Genomic DNA, 18,757 nt, shown 5'->3' with positions numbered 1-18,757 from the left:
GGCAGCCATGAACAACCCCGCCCTGCTCGCCCTCGGCGCGACCCTCCTCGGCGGCACACTCGCCGTCGCCGGCGTGCACACGTACGCCTCGGGGCGTGCCCAGCGCCAGGCCCTCGTCGACCGCCTCTCCGGCGGCGGCCCACTGCGTACGGCGGCCGGCCGCGTGCGCCGCTTCGCCGGCATCGACCGCCGGCTGCGCCGCACCCGCCTCGGTCGCACCATCCACCTGCGCCTGTCGGCGACGGGACTCGACGTGACGGCGGGGGAGTTCTTCACGTACGTCACGGCGGTGGTCGTGGCTCTCTGGCTGATCGCCTCCGCGACCCTCGCCCCCTTCTTCGGCCCCATCGCGGCCGTTCTGGGCGTCTGGAGCGCGGCCATCTTCCTCAACTGGCAACGCCAGAAACGCATCGAGGCCTTCATCAACCAACTCCCCGACGTGGCACGCCTGCTGGCGAACGCCACAGCGGCGGGACTGGCCCTGCGGACGGCCCTGGCCATGGCGGCGGAGGAGCTGGAGGCCCCGGCGGGCGAGGAACTCGCGCATGTGGCAGACCAGTTGATGATGGGCCGGACGATCGACGACGCGCTCGGCGAACTCTCCGAACGCCTGCCCTCCCGCGAGCTCATCGTCCTCGTCACGACCCTCGTCCTCGCCAACAAGGCGGGCGGCTCGGTCGTCAGCTCCCTGCGCAACCTCACCCAGACCCTGGAAGACCGCAAGGAAACGCGCCGCGAGGTCCGCACGATGCTCTCCGAGGTGAACGCGACGGCCTTCACGGTCCCGTTCCTGGGCATCGGCTCACTGGTCCTGATCAACTCCTCGAACGAGGGGGCCTTGGCCCGCGTCACCGGCTCCCCGCTCGGCCAGGGCCTGGTCCTGCTGGCCCTCGGCCTCTACACCGTCGGCTTCTTCGTCATCCGCCGCCTCGGCAAGATCGAAGTATGAGGGAGGGGTTACGTTGCTGCCGCTGCTGCTCGCCGTCCTGATGGGCGCGGCCGTCGCGGGCGTCCTCCTGGGCATCCGCATGATCCGCGCCGACGCCAAACTCCCCAGCGACCTCGCGCTCGCCCTGGAGGTCGGCGGAACCCGCGTCTCCAAGGCGGACTCGGCCGTCGACCGCCTGGGCATGCGCTTCGCGCCCACGGTCCTGCGCCTGATGGGCCCGCGCCGCGTCGACGCCAAGCGCCGCCGCATCGACATGGCCGGCAACCCGGGCGGCCTGACGCTCAACCGCTACGCGGCCCGCCGCGCGGTATACGGCATCTTCGGCGTCGTACTGGCCTTCATCTTCCTCTCCAACGGCCAACTCCTCTTCGCCGCCCTGGCATTGGCCTTCGGTCTCGTCGCCGCCGATGCCGCCATCTGGCAGGCCGTCCGCGAACGCAAGGAGGTCATCGACCGCACGCTGCCGGACTTCCTCGACGTCCTCGCCGTCGTCGTCTCGGCGGGCCTCGGCTTCCGCCAGGCCCTGGACCGCGTCGCCGAGAAGTACGAGGGCCCCTGGGCGGACGAGCTGCGCATCACCCTCCGCCAGATGGACATGGGCGTCAGCCGCCGCCAGGCCTTCGACGAGCTCCGCAAACGCAACTCGTCGGAGCAGGTGGCCCAGTTCGTGTCGGCCCTGCAACAGGGCGAGGAGCTGGGCTCCCCCATCGCGGAGACCCTGATCCAACTCGCCACGGACATGCGCCGAACGGACGCCCAGAACGCCCGCCGCCGCGCCGCCAAGACCATCCCCAAGGCGACGATGGTCACGCTGGTCTTCATGCTCCCGGCCACGATGATCCTGATCGCAACGGGAATGTTCTTGGGGTCGGGGACCAACTTCGGCTCGATCCTGGGCCGATGATGAGGCGTCTCCTCCGTAGCTGTGGGCATGCGTGCCGCTCGGGGCGGCACGGGTGGGCAAAGCGGCACCCTGCGAGCGCCGGTAAGCGCCCCCTCCCCGACGGCAACCATCACGCCGGGCAACCGGCAGCAGGGGCAAGCGCAAGTTGGCCCAAGGGTGGCAGCCGCGGGTACCTGGAGGACGACGCCCCGGTGCCGGGCGGCGTCAGGCTCCAGCTCAACGCCCTCCAGGCCCTCTGCCGCCAGGCCTTCGCCGTACGCCTCGCAGCCATCGCGATAGGCGCCCCCTTCGCGATGAGCAACGCGACAGACGGCCCACCCCGCTACACGGTCCTCGCCGCAGCGGTCCTCGGCGTCATGGGCTCGTACGCCATGCTCAGGGACTGGGACCGCCTGGGCCCCCGCCTCCTCGCACACCCCACTCTCATGGCAGTGGACCTCACCTTCGGAGCGATCCTGCTCCTGACGGCGTCCCCCGCCTCCCCTCTCGCCTACGCGACGGTCTGCACCCCGCTCCTCGCGGGCCTGTTGTACGGCTGGCGAGGCTCAGGCATCTTCACGGGCCTCCAGCTGATCGTCCTCCTCACCGTCTACCGGGCCTGGGAACACCACCCGGGAGCGGGCGCCAACACCCTCCTCATCGCGGGCTTCTGCGTCGGCGCCGGCATCATCGGCGTAACCCTCCGCAACCTGATGTTCCGCTTCGGCACGGCCAGCCAGGCGCTGTCCGAGGCGACCTCCCGCCTTGCCGTGGCGGAGGCCGTGGAGTCCGAACGCGCCCGCCTGGCCCGCGAGATGCACGACTCCGTGGCGAAGACCCTCCACGGTCTGGCCCTGGCGGCGGAGGCGCTGGCATCCTCGGCGGAGGAGTCGGACCCGCAGGTGCTCAAACGCCAGGCGACGCTCGTGGCAGGCGCGGCGCGCCGCGCGGCGACGGAGTCCCGCGCACTCCTCTCGGACCTGCGCCGCCACACGGACCTCACGACCCGGGACACCGACGTCCTTTCCGAACTCCAAGCCCGCACAGTGGAGTTCGAGTCCCGCACCCAGCTCACCACGGCAGTACGACACCGGGGCGGGCGCGCGATCCTCCCCTACGCCATGGCCCACCACGTCCTGGCGATCGCGTCCGAGGCGCTGGAGAACGCCCATCGTCACGCGCACGCGAGCGGGGTCGCGGTCGAACTCGAAGTCTCAGAGGCCGAGTTCGCGCTACGAGTCCGGGACGACGGAGTGGGTCTGCCCCCCTCTCTCACCCTCGACGACCTGACGAGAACCGGCCACTTCGGTCTGCTCGGCATGACGGAACGAGCCGCCTCGCTCGGCGGCAGCATCGCCCTGAACCGCCCTCCGCAGGGCGGCACCGAGGTCCACCTGACCCTCCCGCTCTCCTCGGCCGCCGCCTCCCACACGCCCCCCACTCCCCAAGAGGAGGCCGCTCATGCCTGACCAGGCACTCACCGGCCCGCCCCTGCGTGTACTCGTCGCCGACGACAACCCGGTCGTCCGGGCCGGCCTGACCGCGCTGCTCGACGGCCATCCGGACATCGAGGTGGTCGCGGCGGCACCCGACGGCGACGAGGCCCTCAAGGCCGCCGCACGCCTCACCCCGGACGTCGTCCTCCTCGACGTCCGCATGCCCGGCACGGACGGCCTGACCGCACTCCCCGAACTGGCCCGCCTGGCCCCCGTGATGATGCTGACCTACAGCCGCGAACCCGAGGTCGTGGCCGCGGCCCTGCGCCGAGGCGCGTCCGGCTACTTGGTCCACGGCGAGTTCACCGCCGCCGAACTGATCACGGCCGTACGCGACCTGCGGAACGGCAGGCCAACTGTCCCGGATTCACTCGGAGTTTCGTACGAACCGAACGAACTCGCTTCGCATCTGCAACCATCTATGACACAGTCGTCAAAGGCTCGCCCCGCATACACGACGGGACGGCCCCGCCGGAACCCCAACCGGCCCGACTTCGGCCTGAGTTCAAGGGAGGTGGAGGTGATGGACCTCATTGCGGCCGGCATGAACAACCGCCAAATCGCCGCCACCTGCTTCATCAGCGAGAAGACCGTCAAGAACCACATCAACCGCATCTTCGCAAAGCTGCACAGTTCCTCGCGCAGCGAAGCCATCGCCCACTGGCTGGGCACGACCCACGAGGGGTGGGGCCGATGACTCCACCCACCAGAAGTTGGGCCCCTGGGCCCACCCGGAGTAGGCGCGTTCTCACGTACGGTGCACGGGTCGGTAGTGGCGTCGGGTGGGAGGGCAGTGACGATGAGCAGGTTCGACTGGTGGACGCGAACCGTTGTCTCCCGGATACGGGGGAGGGAACGGGACGCGGGGGCCGGGTTCGTGGAGTATGCGGGCCTGATGATCATCATTGCGGGGATCTTCACGCTGATCGACCAGATCGGCTTGGACGGGCTGATCTCAGGAGCGATCAGGACCGCCGTCACCCAGGTCACTGGCGGCGGCTGATCCGGCCGGTCCGCAGTGACCGAGGGCAGACCCTCCCCATCTACATCTGGCTGACAGGGATACTGCTCTTCGCTGCGTTTGCCTTCTTCGCGTTCGCCCAAGCAGCGTCCGCCCGCAATGGAGCTCAATCTGCGGCGGACGCTGCGGCGTTGGCGGCCGCGCAGGACTCTCGCGACGAGCTGATGGTGGGCCTGGCAGGCGCCATCGGCAAGGACGACCAATGGTTGGACTGGCTCGATGGCGATCTGTTCAAGGGAGCGGGAGCCACTGCTGCGGCCGAGCGGTTGGCTGCCGAGAACGACGCAACCGTGCCGGGTGGGGCCCAGCTCACCACCGTGAACGGATTTCCGGGCTACCGAGTGACGATCGAGACCCGTTACACGGTCGGAGACTCCATCATCCCAGGCACGGAGACCAGGCACGCCAAGGCCCATGCCACGGCAGTCATCGAGCCACGCTGCACTTTCGCCCCGGACGCGGACCCCAAGAAGCTCGTGGAGCTGGACTGCGGCGGCGACCCCGTAGACATCGATCCCGAAGATTTCAATTCGGACGACCTTCCCGACGCGTCCGTGCTGTTCTCTGTGCATCTGGCCGAGTGAGAGGAAGCCGTACCGATGGATCTCCGGCACACCATGAAGGGCCGCAGGGCCATGGCTGCGATGGCGATCACGACTGGGTTGCTCCTCACGGTGTCCGGGTGCGGTGGGGGAGACGGCGGTAACAAGCCGAAGGCGGCTGCGTCCTCATCCCAGTCGGGCAAGAGTGGCAGCGGTAGTGGGAAGCAAGAGTCGCAGACGTCGAGTCAGGACACGGCGCTTGCGGAGGTCAAGGGCGACGACGTAACGCTCACGATCACTTCGGCAGTTCGTGACCAGGGAGGCTTCGTCACCGTGAGCGGCAAGGTGACCAATGGCGGGGGCCAGTTCTGGATCGCCTCGAACTGGCGTGGGGACGAGCGTGAGTTGAGCAGGAACGGCGCATCCATGGCCGGGGCTTCCTTGGTCGACAGCAAGGGCAAGAAGAAGTACCTGGTCCTGCGGGACACCCAAGGGCGTTGCCTGTGCACCAAATTCGACGGAGGAGGTGTGGACGCCGGTCGGTCGGCCGACTGGTTCGCCCAATTCCCCGCCCCACCCGCCGACACCACCAAGGTCGACTTCCAAGTCGGCTCCATGCCCCCCGCCTCCATCGAAATCTCCGAGGGCTGACCGATGGCCCTCGCGCGCCGCACCGCCGCGACGACGTTCACGGCCCTGGCCGTGCTGATCACGCTCGGCCTCCCGGGCGGCGGCCCGGCCTATGCCGACGACGATGACCCGAGCGCCCCCCCGGGCAGCATCACCACCTCCCCACCCCCCGAAGTGGACGCCAACAGCCCCGGTCTCAAGCTCGCCGACGGCGCCACGCTCGCGCCCGCCAAGGTGCTGGACATCAAGTCGGTCGTGGAGGACCTCGGCGGTGAGGAGCGCCGCGAGGACACGAACTCGGACGTGACGTTCGCGCTGCAGGCGGAGGTGCTGTTCCCCAAGGACAGCTCGAAACTGAACCCGGAGGCACGTTCCCGTATCCAGGCGATCGCGGACGAGATCAAGGCCCAGAACGCGACGACGGTCCGAGTCTTCGGCTTCACCGACAACCTCGGTTCGTACGCCCACGGCCTGACCCTCTCCAAAAAGCGCGCGGAAGCGGTCCACGACCAACTGGCCGCCGCCCTCGGCTCGACGGACGTCACCTTCGAGGTCCGCGGCTACAGCGAGGACTACCCGATCGCGGACAACACCTCGGAACAGGGCCGCAGGAAGAACCGCCGCGTGGAGGTGACGTTCCCGAGGGGCGCGTCGACGGGCGAGAGCCAGCAGGGCTGACGGGTTGGCCAGGTTCAACCACCGCATAGTCGTCCTCGCGAACGTCAACGGCCTGCGCACCGACTGCGAGCTGTTCGAGGCGGCATGTGCCCAGAAGGGCTGGTCGATCCTGGAGCAGTTTCCTGCTCGGTACCCGCGTCACGGCAGGGGCCGGCGTCACGGCAGGGGCCGGCGGCACGTCATGGGTCGGCGGCACGTCATGGGTCGGGACCATCGTGGCACTGACCCTCGGAGCCGTTTTCCTTGTCCTCCGGGGCCTGATTCCGTTCATCCGGCAGAGGACGTGGCGCCTCCCACCGCCTGCCGGATCGTGGCGATCACCGTTTCCGGCGAGCGGAACACCTCTGCCGCCGTGAACCGCAGGGTGATCCGTACGTTGGGGCACTGCTGGAGGTCGTTGAAGCGGGCGACGTCGCGACGGTGGTCCTCGCGGCGGCCGTGGTAGGCGTACCCCTCGATCTCGACGGCGACGCCCTGCGCCCGGAACAGGAAGTCGGGGCGCAGGACACGTCCGGTCAAGGTGACGACCTCGGCCTGCGTCTCCGGGTGCAGCCCTGCGTCGTGCATCCGCAGCCGGGCCACCGTCTCCGCCGGCGACCCGGACGCCGGGTCGGCGAGCGTCAGCCACCCGCGGGCCCGGACGGCGCCGCGCGACCGGTGTTCGAGGGCAGCAGTGACCGCGTCGAGCCGGGTGAGCGGCGCCCGGCGAACCCGCTGTTCGCCCACCGTGACCGTACGGCGGGCGAGTGCGGAGTCCACGGCCACCAGGGCCTCGTCCCGGGGCCCGGACAGGAGCAGGTCGGCCAGCGTGCGGTTGACGCTCGTGACCCGCAGCCCGCCCCGCTCGACCACGTCCTCGGCGCGCAGCGCACTGCGGTGAACCCGCATCCCCCTCCGCTTCCGCAGCCCCTCCGGATCGGTGAACTCCGCCTCCACCTGAAGGAGTTCGATCCGCCACAGCCAGGCCGCCGCCCGGTGACTCACCACCAGCTCCGGCGTGGCCAGCTGGGCCGCCCTGAGCCGTATCCGAAAGTCCGGCCCCATCCCCGGGTGCGCCCAGGCACCACGCCCGAGCCCCGTCCACCCCTCCTCCTTCAGGCGCCGGAAGACAGAGGCCCGAGACCACCCTTCCGCCACCGCCCACGACGTCAGCAACAGCCCTCCCCGGGCCACATCCCGCAACTCCCGCACGCCCCAACTCTCCCGCACCCCCGCCCCCAGCCGATCCCCCTGTGGATAACCCGGCGACAAGACGGAGCCGGGAGGGGTAACTGTCTCGTCCGTCTCTGGAGGGCTGCTGCCATGAGGCATCTGACCTGGACGTATGCGAGGCGCGCTGATGAATTCCTGAGACAGGATGCCCAATTGGCCCATGCCCTCTGAGGGTGGCGCCGAACTGACACTCCGGTCCGACACGGGCGCCACAACCTGGTCGACCGGCTGAGTCTCCTGCCACGATGCCCTTGTCCGCATGCCCTTGTCCGCATGCCTTTGTCGCCATGCCCTGGGGCTGGCCCGTAAACGACGTCGGCGAGGTTCGTGATGCGAAAGATCGTCCTGATGATGTCCGTGTCCCTTGACGGGTACATCGAGGGGCCGAACCGTGAGATCGACTGGCACATGGTCGACGCCGAGCTGCACCGGCACTTCAATCGCGAGATCCGGGAGATGGGTGCGCTGCTGAACGGGCGGGTGACGTACGAGCTGATGGCCGGGTTCTGGCCGACGGCGGACAAGGATCCGGAGAGTACGCCCGAGGTGGTCGAGTTCGCCGGCATCTGGCGGAACATGCCCAAGGTGGTGTTCTCGCGGACGCTGCAGCGCGCCGAGGGGCACACCACCATCGTGCGGGAGGTCGTGCCCGAGGAGATCAGGGCGCTCAAGGAGCAGTCGGGCGGAGATCTGGGGCTCGGTGGGGCCGATCTCGCCGCCGCGTTCATGCGGCACGATCTCGTGGACGAGTTCTGGGTGTACGTCCATCCGGTGCTCCTCGGCCGCGGCAAGCCACTGTTCCCGGAGGCGGACGCCCTGACCCGGCTCCGGCTCATCGAGGCGCGGGTCTTCGGCAACGGTGTCGTACAGCTGCGGTACGAACGTGCCAACGCCGCGGCGTCGTAAAGCGGTTGTTCTGGAGGTGGGTCCGGGTAGGAAGTGCGCATGACTGGACTCGGCGCCGTGTTCCGACCCCAACTTCCTCCCGAACGGCTCCGCGCCCTCGCGCGCGTCGCGGACGACGCGGGGCTCGAGGAGCTGTGGCTGTGGGAGGACTGCTTCCTCGAGGGAGGGATCTCCGCCGCCGCGGCCGCCCTCGCCTGGACCGAACGCGTGCGCGTCGGGGTGGGGCTGCTGCCCGTCCCGCTGCGGAACGTCGCCGTCACCGCGATGGAGACCGCCACGCTGCACCGGCTGTTCCCGGGGCGGGCCGTCGTGGGCGTGGGCCACGGCGTGCAGGACTGGATGGGGCAGGTCGGGGCGCGGGCCGAGTCGCCCGTGACGCTGCTGCGCGAGTACCTCGACGCGTTGCGCGCGCTGCTGCGGGGGGAGCGGGTCACCACCGACGGGCGGTACGTGAAGCTCGACGGCGTCGCCCTCGACTGGCCGCCCACCTCGGTGCCGGAGGTCCTCGCCGGCGCCACCGGGCCCCGTACGCTCCGGCTCTCCGGCGAGGCCGCCGACGGCACCATCCTCACCGCCGCCACCGCTCCCGAAGGGGTACGGCGGGCACGCCAGCTCATCGATGAGGGGCGACAGTCGGCCGGTCGGACCGACCGGCACCGAGTGGTCGTCTATCTCCACGCCGCCACTGGGCCCGACGCCGCCGCCCGGCTGCGCGCCGAGATCGAGGCCAACGGGGAGGATCCGGTCCCGGAGCACGGAGCCGCCGGTGACGCGGGCGCCGTCGCCAAGGCCGTCCAGCGCCTCGCGGATGCCGGGGCCGACACTGTCATCCTCCAGCCCACCGCCGACGAACCGGATCCCGAGGGGTTCGTACGGTTCGTGGCCGAGGAAGTGCGCCCACTGATCCCCTGAGCACCCCACTCCTCCGGTCGGGGGTGAGTGTCAGTGGCCGGTGCCACACTCGGTGAACATGGATGAGGACGTACGTCTGAGGGACGTGACCGAGGCCGATCTGGAGCCGTTCTTCGAGCAGCAGCTGGACGCGGAGGCGGTGCGGCGTTCCAGGTTTCCCTCCCGGGAGCGGGAGGCCTTCATGACCCACTGGGTCACGAGGATCCTCGGCGACAGCACCGTCTTCGTCCAGACGGTCACTGTCGACGGCGGACCGGCCGGCTCCATCGTCGCCTGGTGGGAGGGACAGCGGCGCTACATCGGCTACTGGTTCGGCCTTCCCTACTGGGGCCGCGGCATCGGCACCCGGGCCCTCGGCCTCTTCCTGTGCGCCGAGAAGAACCGGCCCCTGTACGCCGACCCGTTCATCGGCAATACCGCCTCGGTACGCCTTTTGGAGAGGCACGGCTTCCAGCACGCGGGGACCGTCCGCCACGGCGACAACGAGCATGCCCTGCTTGTACTCGACCGATGACAGCGTCCGGCCTGCTCGTCCTCACGCATGACCACGCCCGCCCTCCCGCTCCCTCGGGTTACCGCCTGGGTTTTTTCGCCCCCTCCGCCCCTACCCGTCCCGTACCTGGGGGCTGTGCCCCCAGACCCCCCTTCGGCCTGAGCGGCCTCGTCCGCAAACGCCGGACGGGCTGAAAAGCGCACCCGCACTCGCCGGTGCACGGCCCCGACCCACCCCACCACCGGACGCGCGGCGTTCGAGGCTCCCGACGTGCCTCGATCACCCCGGCCGGTGATCCCCCGCAGTCCCGTCGATCAGCTCCCGCACGATGTCCATGTGCCCCGCGTGCCGGGCTGTCTCCTCGATCATGCGGATCAGGACCCAGCGCAGCGAGACCGTCGTGCCGTTCCACGACGTGCCCAGGTCGTCGAGCGACAGCTCGGAGATGGTGCGGTCGGCGGCGGCGCGGGCGCGGCCGTAGAACTCGACGATCTGGGCCGTCGTCTCGCCCTGCCCCGCGCTCATGTCCTCCGCACTGGCCGGGTCGAACCACAGCGGCTCGACCTCGCGCCCGAAGGTCGAGCAGAACCAGCCGTACTCGACGGACGCGAGGTGCTTCACCAGGCCCAGCAGGTTGGTGCCCGACGGCGTCATCACGCGTCGTACCTGCTCGTCGTCGAGGCCCTCCAGTTTCCACAGCACCGCGTCCCGATGCCGGTGGAGACTCGCGTGCAGACTTTCCTTCTCGCCACCGGTGTACGGCACCCGGACGGCTCCTGGACTCGTCGTCATGCCCGGAACGTAGCAGCTGGCACCGACAACGCCCGGCGAAGGAAATTCCCTCGCGTCCGCGCGTGCCCGTTGAGACGATCGCCGCCATGACCGCCACCGCCCGCACCTTCGAAGACCTCGTCGCCGAAGCCGAGGCCGCGTCCGTCGACGGCTGGGACTTCTCCTGGTTCGAGGGCCGGGCCACCGAGGAGCGGCCCTCGTGGGGGTATGCGCGGGCGATGGGGGAGCGGCTGGCCCGCGCGTCCGCCGCGCTCGACATCCAGACCGGTGGCGGCGAAGTCCTCGGCTCCGCCCCGAAGCTGCCCCCGCTCACCGCCGCCACCGAGGGCTGGCCACCTAACGTCGCCAAGGCCACCGCCCTGCTGCACCCGCGTGGCGCCGTGGTCGTCGCCTCCCCGGAGGACGCGCCGCTGCCGTTCGCGGACGAGGCCTTCGACCTGGTCACCAGCCGGCACCCGGTGCGGACGTACTGGGACGAGATCGCCCGCGTACTGCGCCCCACAGGCACCTACTTCTCCCAGCAGATCGGCCCCGCGAGCGTCTTCGAACTCGTCGCGTACTTCCTCGGCCCGCAGCCGGACGACATCAAGAACGCCCGTCACCCCGACCGTGCCCGTGCCGCCGCCGAGGCCGCCGGGCTCGATGTCGTGGACCTGCGCGCGGAGCGGCTGCGCATCGAGTTCTACGACATCGGAGCCGTCGTCCACTTCCTGCGCAAGGTGATCTGGATGGTGCCCGGCTTCACCGTCGACCAGTACCGGCCCACGCTCCGCGCGCTGCACGAGCAGATCGAGGCGAAGGGCCCGTTCGTCGCCCACAGCACCCGCTTCCTGATCGAGGCGCGCAAGCCGGAGGTATAAGGGTCACGCATGCGGTCCCGCCGTCACCTTCCCCACCACCAACTCCGGCCTCGCCTCCAGGACTTCGCCCACCCGCTCCACCTGCCGTGCCAACTCCCGCTCCCGCGCGGGCGTCAGCCGTCCCAGCGGCTCCACCGTGACCGTCGTACTGCGTCCCTGGCGCCGCTGGTGCCAGACCCCGGCGACCACGCCGTCGACCAGCAGCACCGGGTAGTTCCCGGCCTGCCCGCCGGCGAGCGCGCGCTCGTACGCCGCACCGGGAAACAGCACCTCACGCGGCTGGCAGCCAATGGCGTACGCGTCGAAGTACGGCAGCAGCCGCACCCCGCGCACCGGCTCCTGCGGAAATTCCGCGTCGCCCGCCAGCACCCACGCCGGACCGCCCGCGAAGTCGACCTCCTCGATGTCCCCCGCGTCCGCCAGCGAAGCGAAGAGTTCAAGAGCCCAGCCCCGGGGCGCCGCCGCCCACTTGGCGAAGTGCGGTGCCGTCGCGGGTCCGTAGGCGCGCAGATAGCGCCGTACGAGCAGGGAGAGCCCCTCGTCGGCAGCGAGCGGCTCGAAACGCGGGGGGCGCGTGTACGTCACCTTGCGCCCCCGGTTCGGGCCGAAGCACAGCGCGCCCCGCTGGCCCGCCCGGTGCATCACCTGGCGCCAGCGCGGCCACATCCCCTGGAACGCGGGCATCACCAGGTCCCCGGCCCACGGTCCGGTGCGTGCCACGACCTCGTCGCCCAGCTCGTCGATGGTGAGGGACGCGCCGTCCAGGGCGTCACCGATCGCCGCGACGACCTCGTCCGCCTGCGCGTCGGTGAGCCGTACGTCCGGCCGGAACGGGCTGGGGCCGGTCGGGACGGCAGCCAACGCGGCGGTCCAGAGGGGGAGTTCGGCGGAGGGGAGCAGGTGCAGTGTGCCGCGCGGGCCGTATGTCTTCACCAGCGAGCGGTCCTCCCACAACGCCGCGCGCACGTCCGCCCGGGTCACTCCCTCGGCCCGGACCCCCACCGACACCTCGGCCGCCGACAGCACCTGGGCGTGCGCGCCGAGCATCGCGCCGACCACCTCGGCGACCGGCGTCCCGGCCTTCGCGGGAACGGCCAGGAACTGCCGTGCCATGCGCCGCGCGCTCGCCTCGTCCCATGTGATCCTCAAGGTCATGGGGCGACGCTAGAGCGCAAAGAGGTCAGAGCCTGTCCGCTGTGCCGGACATCCTCATGGCGCACCATCCTGCCGAACCTGACGAGGAGTTGACCATGTCGAAGGGCAAAGGCCCCTACACCTGCGGTCTCGACGCCGCCGTGGATGTCGTCGGCGGCAAGTGGAAGCCGATGATCCTGTGGGCGCTGCACGCGGGCGGAACGCTGCGCTTCGGGGAGCTGCGCCGCCATGTCCAGGGGGTCAGCGAGAAGATGCTGAGCCAGCAACTGCGCGAGCTGGAGGCCGACGGAATCGTGCACCGGGAGGTGTACGGGGAGGTGCCGCCCAGGGTGGAGTACTCGCTGACCGACCTCGGGGAGACACTCAACACCGCCCTGCTGCCACTGGGCGAATGGGGTGATCGACACATGCGCGAGCTGATTGACCGAAAACACCCCAATGAGACCCGCTCCGCGTGAGACGGCCGTCCGTATCGCGGACGTGTGCTGGGCATCACGGGCCACATCTCCACAGGTTTTCCACATCGTTATCGAGGGTGGCTCGCCTCGACTGTTCGCCTCACGTAAGTTCAGACCAAGGTATTCGCGTGAGCAAAGCTGCGCGTGTGGCACCGCGCAGTGGAGGGGGCTGCGCGGTGCTGCCTCCATACTCTGACGCGACGTCACACCTGGTGGACCGTGACCCGCACCCCGCGCCGTACGCCCCACCGCTCCATCGCCCCGGCCTCCGCCTCCAGGACGCGCCGGGCCCGCGGCCGCGGCAGCCCCACCCGGCCCGGACGCATCGTCCGCACCGCCAGGACCCGCGACGTCCGGTCCAGATAGGCGACGTCGATCGCGAACCGCATCCCCACGGTGTGCACCGAGCTCGCCGGACTCAGCAGCAGCGCGCCCTCGATCCCGTCGCGTCCGAGCAGTCCGCGCCGCCGGGAGCGCGCCGAATCGGCGAACTCGAGCGGCACCGGCTCGGGCATCTCGGGAGTGGTGAATGTGACCATGGCTGCGAAGTTAGCGGCGGCGTCAAGCGGGCGTGCGCCGCGGGCGTCACCCGCCTGGCGTACGTCACGGCGAGTCGGCGAGGGAATCGCAGCCGGGCGCAAACCCGTCGGATCTCTCCGCATCCTCCGCGATTCCCTTTGAATCAGCTGCGATCCGGCCATGATCAGGCCCTGAATCGGGGCTTCCGGGCCCATCGGGGCGTTGTCGGCCGGTTTCGGAGAGTAGTTGTGGCACGCCGATGCACGCAGCATCACTTACGAAGGGTTATGGTGGAAACCCCCCCTCGGGCCGGTCCGTCTCCCCCCCACGGACCGGCCCGTTTTTTTGTGCCCGCACGCGGCGGCCCGACGGGCGCCCCCGTGCGCCCCCGTCCCCGCCGACACACACCCCGGTGACTCAGTGCCCAACGGCGGCCGGCTCGCCGACCGGCGTCAGCTCCGACCGGCCCAGATGTTGGTGCCCGGCGTCGACACCGCGAACGTGTCGATCTCCTTCAGCTCCTCGTCCGTGAGCTTCGGCGCCGCCAGCGCCGCCACGTTCTCCTCCAGCTGCGCCACGCTGGACGCGCCGATCAGGGCGGAGGTCATCCGCTCCTCGCGCAGCACCCAGGTGAGCGCGAGCTGGGCGAGGGACTGACCGCGGCGGGCCGCGATGTCGTTCAGGCCGTTCAGCCGGCGTACCACCTCGTCGCTCAGCAGGTTCGGGTCCAGCGACTTGCCCTGCGTGGCGCGCGAGCCCTCCGGGATGCCCTTGAGGTACTTGCCCGTCAGCAGGCCCTGCGCGAGCGGCACGAAGGAGATGCATCCCATGCCGGCGTCCTCGAGCGTGTCGAGCAGTGCGTCGTCCTCGGTCCAGCGGTTGATCATCGAGTACGAGGGCTGGTGGATGAGCGGACGGACACCCATGTCGGTGAGGATCCGGGCTGCCTCGGCGGTCTGCTCACTGGTGTAGGACGACACGCCGACGTACAGCGCCTTGCCCTGCTGGACCGCGGACGCGAGCGCGCCCATCGTCTCCTCCAGCGGAGTGTCCGGATCGAAGCGGTGCGAGTAGAAGATGTCGACGTAGTCGACGCCCATCCGCTTCAGCGATGCGTCCAGGGAGGACAGGAGGTACTTGCGGGAGCCCCACTCGCCGTACGGGCCGGGGTGCATGAGGTAGCCCGCTTTGGTCGAAATGACCAGTTCGTCACGGTAGGGGGCGAAATCCCGCTTCAGCAGCTTGCCGAAGTTGAGCTCGGCCGAGCCGGGCGGCGGCCCGTAGTTGTTCGCCAGGTCGAAGTGGGTGACGCCCAGGTCGAAGGCGCGGCGCAGGATCGCGCGCTGGGAGTCCAGCGAGCGGTCGTCGCCGAAGTTGTGCCACAGGCCGAGCGAGACGGCGGGCAGCTTGAGTCCGCTGTGGCCGGTACGCCGGTATTCCATCGAGTCGTACCGGTCCGTTGCGGCGCGGTATACAGACGTGTCGTTCATGCAGAGGAAACTACGACAAGTCACTGACACCCCACAGCAAGGGCTCGGCCGGGGGCCCGGGGTGCCCCCCGGGAGGACGCGCTGCGGGGGTAGGCTTCGCCCCGGGGGACCGCCATACGGACAGGGACTGTGCTCGCTCGCGCCTGTCCGACCCGCACGGAGGGGCTGACAACACGTGACCTTGCGCGACAACCTGCGCCGTCTGCTGGTCAGGTTCTATGCACGCAGGGTGGAAGGCCACCTCGACCACGACCAGGTGCCCAAGCACATCGGGGTCATCATGGACGGCAACCGGCGCTGGGCGAAGGCCGCGGGCTCGACCACGGCCCAGGGCCACCGGGCCGGCGCCGACAAGATCGAGGAATTCCTCGGCTGGTGCTCGGAGACCGATGTCGAGGTCGTCACCCTGTGGCTGTTGTCCACGGACAACTTCGACCGCCCGCAGGAGGAGCTCGGCCCGCTGCTCGGCATCATCGAGGGCGTCGTCCGCACCCTTGCCGCCGACGGCCGCTGGCGTGTGCACCACGTGGGCACGCCCGACCTGCTGCCCTCGGGGATGCAGACGGTACTGAAGGAGGCCGAGGAGTCCACCGCGCACGTCGACGGGATACTCGTCAACGTCGCCATCGGCTACGGCGGCCGGCAGGAGATCGCCGACGCCGTCCGCTCGATGCTCCTCGACGCCCATGAGAAGGGCACCTCGATCGAGGACCTCGCCGACACGGTCGACATCGACCTCATCGGCAAGCACCTCTACACCGGCGACCAGCCCGACCCCGACCTGGTGATCCGTACCAGCGGCGAGCAGCGGCTGTCCGGATTCATGCTCTGGCAGACCGCCCACTCCGAGTACTACTTCTGCGAAGTCTTCTGGCCGGCCTTCCGCAAGGTCGACTTCCTGCGTGCCCTGCGCGATTACGCGGCGCGACACCGTCGTTACGGTGGCTGATCCCACCGGCACCCGGGGGCCGTAGGTCATCAGGAGTTAACGAACGCGCCGTCATATGCCGTGGCATGGCGTGGCGTGTTCGAGGGCATAAGCCTTCCAGGTCGATGCCCGAACCACGGGTGTCGGATCTCAGCGGACGGCACGGGGCCGTCCGCCCGGGAGGCCCTTTGCACCAGCCCGACCGTGCGGTCAGTACGGACGAGACGGAGGGCCGGTTTTCGGCCCGCGCAATGCGGCCAGGACCGGTCCAGCTCCTCTCCGTCGCTCCCCGACCTCATCCGAGGGGGTACGTCCTTCCGTGGTGACCAGCACAAAGCGCCACAAGCCAGACCGGCGCACCTATGTTCTCGACACCAGCGTCCTGCTGGCCGACCCGAATGCCCTGAGCCGCTTCGACGAGCACGAGGTCGTGCTTCCGATCGTCGTGGTCACGGAACTGGAGGCCAAGAGGCACCATCCCGAACTCGGCTACTTCGCCCGGCAGGCGCTGCGCCTGCTCGACGAGTTCCGGGTGCGGCACGGCCGCCTCGACTCGCCCATCCCGATCGGGGACCTCGGCGGGACCGTTCGCGTCGAGCTCAATCACTCGGACCCCAGTGTGCTGCCCAGCGGCTATCGCCTGGGGGACAACGACTCCCGGATCCTCGCGGTCGCCCGCAATCTGCAGGCCGAGGGGTACGACGTCACGGTCGTGTCGAAGGACCTGCCGCTCCGGATCAAGGCCTCGTCCGTCGGACTCCTCGCCGAGGAGTACCGCGCGGAACTCGCCATCACGGGCTCCTCCGGCTGGACCGGAATGTCCGAGCTGACCCTCTCGGGCGAGCAGGTGGACGTCCTCTTCGACGTGGGCCACGCCTACGTCCCCGAGGCGGCCGAACTGCCGGTGCACACGGGCCTGACCATCCAGTCGGAGCGCGGCAAGGCGCTGGGGCGCGTCACGTCCGAGGGCAACGTCCGTCTCGTACGCGGCGATCGGGAGGCCTTCGGCATCAAGGGGAGGAGCGCTGAACAGCGCATCGCCCTTGATCTGCTCCTCGACCCCGACATCGGGATCGTGTCGATGGGCGGCCGGGCCGGCACCGGCAAGTCCGCGCTCGCGCTCTGCGCGGGCCTGGAGGCCGTCCTGGAGCGGCGCCAGCACCAGAAGGTGATGGTCTTCCGGCCGCTGTACGCGGTGGGCGGGCAGGAGCTCGGCTATCTGCCCGGCTCCGAGTCCGAGAAGATGAGCCCCTGGGCGCAGGCGGTCTTCGACACCCTCTCCGCGGTCACCAGCCGCGAGGTCATCGAGGAGGTCACCGCGCGCGGCATGCTGGAGGTACTGCCGCTCACCCACATCCGCGGCCGCTCCCTCCACGACGCCTTTGTGATCGTGGACGAGGCCCAGTCGCTGGAACGGAATGTGCTGCTGACCGTTCTGTCCCGAATCGGCGCCAATTCACGGGTTGTTCTCACCCATGACGTGGCACAAAGGGACAATCTGCGCGTCGGCCGGTACGACGGAGTGGTCGCCGTCGTCGAGAAGCTGAAGGGCCATCCGCTCTTCGCGCATGTGACCCTCAATCGGTCCGAGAGGTCCCAGATTGCTGCCCTTGTGACCGAAATGCTGGAGGACGGTCAGATCTGACCCGACTCACCCCACCTGGTCAAAAGGTGGCGGATACACGGTGGTTGGCGCCGTCCGGCAAAGGCGAAGAGCCTAGTCGGGCGGCGTCTTGGCGTGTGCTCGTTTCCGGAAAACTCCTGGGGCAAACGAGGTGTGAGCTTTCACACGCAACTCGGAATTGCCTTGCGGCGTCGGGTTACGGCAGAGTCTCACTCCTGTCAGGCCCCGCATACGACACACCTGTACCCCCAGCGGTACGGCACAACAGGAACCTCAGAACTCCATAGAGCCGTCGTATGCCGCCCGAGCACCACGCGGCGCTCCCCTCGCGGGAGTTGCCCACCGGGCCCGTGTCTCCCGTGACCCCGCAGTTGGGAGACCAGAGCCAGGGGCACGATTGCGTCCGCCAGGGTCACCGAAGCGGGCGATGCTGGAAGGAAACCGTGTGAGCCGGATTTCGGTCCGGGGATTCGCAGTGGCCTCGGCCACCGCGGTCACCGCCGTCGGAAGCGTCGTCGGAGTTGCCTCGGGCAGCACCGCTCAGCCGAACGATGCCGAGGCGACGGCAAGTGACTCAACCCTCCTCGCGGACATACCTGCGGGCCAGCAGGCCCAGGTGCAGACCGCGTCCCTGACGCAGCAGGCCGACGCACAGGCCATCGCCGCGGACGCGAGCGCCAAGAAGGACGCGGAGGAGGCTGCCCGCAAGCAGGCGGCCGAGGACGCGATCGCGAAGCAGAAGGCCGCGGAGAAGGCCGAGAAGGAAGCCAAGGCGCGCAAGGCGGCGCAGGAGGCGGCCAGCCGCTCCGCGACGCGTGACGCCTCCAGCTTCTCCGTCCAGTCCTCGTACACCACCGCGCAGATCCAGGCGATGGCACGCCAGATGGTGCCGAGCGGCCAGTTCCAGTGCTTCAGCAACATCGTGGACCACGAGTCCAGCTGGAACTACAAGGCGGTCAACGCCTCCTCGGGTGCCTACGGTCTCTTCCAGGCCCTCCCCGGCTCCAAGATGTCGTCCGTCGGTTCCGACTGGCAGACGAACCCGGCCACACAGATCAAGTGGGGCCTCAACTACATGAACAGCCGCTACGGCAGCCCGTGCGAGGCCTGGTCGTTCTGGCAGGCCAACAGCTGGTACTGAGCCCCACGCCGTACGCCGGCCGCTCAACCTTCTGAAGCCCCTCCCCGTCCTAGGGTGAGGGGCTTCGG

The 18,757-nt window shown here is 69.6% G+C and carries 21 protein-coding genes; 16 read left to right on the top strand and 5 right to left on the bottom strand.

Annotated elements, in window-relative coordinates:
- Positions 1–7 precede the first annotated feature (7 nt).
- The 8 genes from ACZ4RZ_RS02160 (at position 8) to ACZ4RZ_RS02125 (ending at position 6,199) form a co-directional block, all read left to right on the top strand.
- A complete protein-coding gene (locus ACZ4RZ_RS02160; RefSeq protein WP_467741136.1) occupies positions 8–949 on the top strand; it encodes a type II secretion system F family protein in 942 nt (313 codons plus the stop codon).
- Between the two features lie 13 nt (positions 950–962).
- Positions 963–1,853: a DUF5936 domain-containing protein gene (locus ACZ4RZ_RS02155; protein ID WP_467741134.1), complete on the top strand. Its 891-nt coding sequence runs from the start codon at positions 963–965 to the stop codon at positions 1,851–1,853.
- A gap of 191 nt (positions 1,854–2,044) precedes the next feature.
- Entirely contained in the window at positions 2,045–3,301 is a 1,257-nt protein-coding gene (locus ACZ4RZ_RS02150) for a sensor histidine kinase (protein ID WP_467741132.1), read from the top strand.
- Entirely contained in the window at positions 3,294–4,025 is a 732-nt protein-coding gene (locus tag ACZ4RZ_RS02145; protein WP_467741130.1) for a response regulator, read from the top strand. Before ACZ4RZ_RS02150 ends, ACZ4RZ_RS02145 begins: the two co-directional genes overlap by 8 nt.
- Before the next feature lie 102 nt (positions 4,026–4,127).
- Complete coding sequence (locus tag ACZ4RZ_RS02140; RefSeq protein ID WP_467741129.1) at positions 4,128–4,331, top strand: hypothetical protein; 204 nt, start codon at positions 4,128–4,130, stop codon at positions 4,329–4,331.
- Positions 4,328–4,933, top strand: a complete 606-nt coding sequence (locus tag ACZ4RZ_RS02135; protein ID WP_467741931.1) for a pilus assembly protein TadG-related protein — start codon at positions 4,328–4,330, stop codon at positions 4,931–4,933. The genes ACZ4RZ_RS02140 and ACZ4RZ_RS02135 overlap by 4 nt, the downstream gene beginning before the upstream one ends.
- A 15-nt stretch (positions 4,934–4,948) precedes the next feature.
- Positions 4,949–5,542, top strand: a complete 594-nt coding sequence (locus tag ACZ4RZ_RS02130; protein ID WP_467741128.1) for a hypothetical protein — start codon at positions 4,949–4,951, stop codon at positions 5,540–5,542.
- A gap of 3 nt (positions 5,543–5,545) precedes the next feature.
- Complete coding sequence (locus ACZ4RZ_RS02125) at positions 5,546–6,199, top strand: OmpA family protein (protein ID WP_467741127.1); 654 nt, start codon at positions 5,546–5,548, stop codon at positions 6,197–6,199.
- A gap of 267 nt (positions 6,200–6,466) precedes the next feature.
- Here ACZ4RZ_RS02125 and ACZ4RZ_RS02120 read toward each other — a convergent pair whose 3' ends face one another.
- Positions 6,467–7,243, bottom strand: coding sequence for a hypothetical protein (locus tag ACZ4RZ_RS02120; RefSeq protein WP_467741125.1), 777 nt, complete (start codon positions 7,241–7,243; stop codon positions 6,467–6,469).
- Positions 7,244–7,741: 498 nt separating this feature from the next.
- On the opposite strand from ACZ4RZ_RS02120, the gene ACZ4RZ_RS02115 reads away from it, so the two are divergent.
- The 3 genes from ACZ4RZ_RS02115 to ACZ4RZ_RS02105 are packed head-to-tail and all read left to right on the top strand — an operon-like array spanning position 7,742 to position 9,743.
- Positions 7,742–8,317: a dihydrofolate reductase family protein gene (locus tag ACZ4RZ_RS02115; RefSeq protein ID WP_467741123.1), complete on the top strand. Its 576-nt coding sequence runs from the start codon at positions 7,742–7,744 to the stop codon at positions 8,315–8,317.
- 39 nt (positions 8,318–8,356) lie between these two features.
- Positions 8,357–9,229: an LLM class flavin-dependent oxidoreductase gene (locus ACZ4RZ_RS02110; protein ID WP_467741121.1), complete on the top strand. Its 873-nt coding sequence runs from the start codon at positions 8,357–8,359 to the stop codon at positions 9,227–9,229.
- A gap of 58 nt (positions 9,230–9,287) precedes the next feature.
- On the top strand, positions 9,288–9,743 hold the full coding sequence (locus ACZ4RZ_RS02105; RefSeq protein WP_467741119.1) for a GNAT family N-acetyltransferase: 456 nt from the start codon (positions 9,288–9,290) through the stop codon (positions 9,741–9,743).
- A 258-nt stretch (positions 9,744–10,001) separates the two neighbouring features.
- Here ACZ4RZ_RS02105 and ACZ4RZ_RS02100 read toward each other — a convergent pair whose 3' ends face one another.
- Entirely contained in the window at positions 10,002–10,514 is a 513-nt protein-coding gene (locus tag ACZ4RZ_RS02100) for a DinB family protein (protein WP_467741117.1), read from the bottom strand.
- Positions 10,515–10,600: 86 nt separating this feature from the next.
- Between ACZ4RZ_RS02100 and ACZ4RZ_RS02095 the strand changes: the two genes are divergently transcribed.
- Positions 10,601–11,374, top strand: coding sequence for a class I SAM-dependent methyltransferase (locus tag ACZ4RZ_RS02095; RefSeq protein WP_467741115.1), 774 nt, complete (start codon positions 10,601–10,603; stop codon positions 11,372–11,374).
- Positions 11,375–11,377: 3 nt separating this feature from the next.
- On the opposite strand, the gene ACZ4RZ_RS02090 is transcribed toward ACZ4RZ_RS02095, so the two are convergent.
- Positions 11,378–12,529 carry a winged helix DNA-binding domain-containing protein gene (locus ACZ4RZ_RS02090; RefSeq protein WP_467741113.1) on the bottom strand — a complete coding sequence of 384 codons (1,152 nt, stop codon included), beginning with the start codon at positions 12,527–12,529 and terminating at the stop codon, positions 11,378–11,380.
- Positions 12,530–12,624: 95 nt separating this feature from the next.
- Here ACZ4RZ_RS02090 and ACZ4RZ_RS02085 point away from each other — a divergent pair, with 95 nt between their 5' ends.
- Complete coding sequence (locus ACZ4RZ_RS02085; protein WP_467741112.1) at positions 12,625–12,987, top strand: winged helix-turn-helix transcriptional regulator; 363 nt, start codon at positions 12,625–12,627, stop codon at positions 12,985–12,987.
- A gap of 203 nt (positions 12,988–13,190) precedes the next feature.
- On the opposite strand, the gene ACZ4RZ_RS02080 is transcribed toward ACZ4RZ_RS02085, so the two are convergent.
- Positions 13,191–13,526, bottom strand: coding sequence for a DUF192 domain-containing protein (locus ACZ4RZ_RS02080; protein WP_467741110.1), 336 nt, complete (start codon positions 13,524–13,526; stop codon positions 13,191–13,193).
- A 432-nt stretch (positions 13,527–13,958) separates the two neighbouring features.
- Complete coding sequence (gene mgrA / locus ACZ4RZ_RS02075) at positions 13,959–14,996, bottom strand: L-glyceraldehyde 3-phosphate reductase (protein ID WP_467741108.1); 1,038 nt, start codon at positions 14,994–14,996, stop codon at positions 13,959–13,961.
- A gap of 175 nt (positions 14,997–15,171) precedes the next feature.
- On the opposite strand from mgrA, the gene ACZ4RZ_RS02070 reads away from it, so the two are divergent.
- From ACZ4RZ_RS02070 to ACZ4RZ_RS02060, 3 genes are all read left to right on the top strand, one after another.
- Positions 15,172–15,945, top strand: a complete 774-nt coding sequence (locus tag ACZ4RZ_RS02070) for an isoprenyl transferase (RefSeq protein WP_467741106.1) — start codon at positions 15,172–15,174, stop codon at positions 15,943–15,945.
- A 298-nt stretch (positions 15,946–16,243) separates the two neighbouring features.
- Positions 16,244–17,569, top strand: a complete 1,326-nt coding sequence (locus tag ACZ4RZ_RS02065; protein ID WP_388877841.1) for a PhoH family protein — start codon at positions 16,244–16,246, stop codon at positions 17,567–17,569.
- Between the two features lie 424 nt (positions 17,570–17,993).
- A complete protein-coding gene (locus tag ACZ4RZ_RS02060; RefSeq protein ID WP_467741104.1) occupies positions 17,994–18,689 on the top strand; it encodes an aggregation-promoting factor C-terminal-like domain-containing protein in 696 nt (231 codons plus the stop codon).
- Positions 18,690–18,757: the final 68 nt, after the last annotated feature.

The sequence above is a fragment of the Streptomyces sp. NPDC027189 genome (assembly GCF_055566975.1).
This window is presented reverse-complemented; position numbering and strand designations above follow the sequence as displayed.

Coding starts and splice junctions, on each gene's coding strand:
- ACZ4RZ_RS02160 (WP_467741136.1), top strand. CDS start 8: ATGAACAACCCCGCCCTGCTCGCCCTCGGCGCGACCCTCCTCGGCGGC.
- ACZ4RZ_RS02145 (WP_467741130.1), top strand. CDS start 3,294: ATGCCTGACCAGGCACTCACCGGCCCGCCCCTGCGTGTACTCGTCGCC.
- ACZ4RZ_RS02140 (WP_467741129.1), top strand. CDS start 4,128: ATGAGCAGGTTCGACTGGTGGACGCGAACCGTTGTCTCCCGGATACGG.
- ACZ4RZ_RS02130 (WP_467741128.1), top strand. CDS start 4,949: ATGGATCTCCGGCACACCATGAAGGGCCGCAGGGCCATGGCTGCGATG.
- ACZ4RZ_RS02125 (WP_467741127.1), top strand. CDS start 5,546: ATGGCCCTCGCGCGCCGCACCGCCGCGACGACGTTCACGGCCCTGGCC.
- ACZ4RZ_RS02120 (WP_467741125.1), bottom strand. CDS start 7,243: ATGGGGCCGGACTTTCGGATACGGCTCAGGGCGGCCCAGCTGGCCACG.
- ACZ4RZ_RS02115 (WP_467741123.1), top strand. CDS start 7,742: ATGCGAAAGATCGTCCTGATGATGTCCGTGTCCCTTGACGGGTACATC.
- ACZ4RZ_RS02110 (WP_467741121.1), top strand. CDS start 8,357: ATGACTGGACTCGGCGCCGTGTTCCGACCCCAACTTCCTCCCGAACGG.
- ACZ4RZ_RS02105 (WP_467741119.1), top strand. CDS start 9,288: ATGGATGAGGACGTACGTCTGAGGGACGTGACCGAGGCCGATCTGGAG.
- ACZ4RZ_RS02100 (WP_467741117.1), bottom strand. CDS start 10,514: ATGACGACGAGTCCAGGAGCCGTCCGGGTGCCGTACACCGGTGGCGAG.
- ACZ4RZ_RS02095 (WP_467741115.1), top strand. CDS start 10,601: ATGACCGCCACCGCCCGCACCTTCGAAGACCTCGTCGCCGAAGCCGAG.
- ACZ4RZ_RS02090 (WP_467741113.1), bottom strand. CDS start 12,529: ATGACCTTGAGGATCACATGGGACGAGGCGAGCGCGCGGCGCATGGCA.
- ACZ4RZ_RS02085 (WP_467741112.1), top strand. CDS start 12,625: ATGTCGAAGGGCAAAGGCCCCTACACCTGCGGTCTCGACGCCGCCGTG.
- ACZ4RZ_RS02080 (WP_467741110.1), bottom strand. CDS start 13,526: ATGGTCACATTCACCACTCCCGAGATGCCCGAGCCGGTGCCGCTCGAG.
- mgrA (WP_467741108.1), bottom strand. CDS start 14,996: ATGAACGACACGTCTGTATACCGCGCCGCAACGGACCGGTACGACTCG.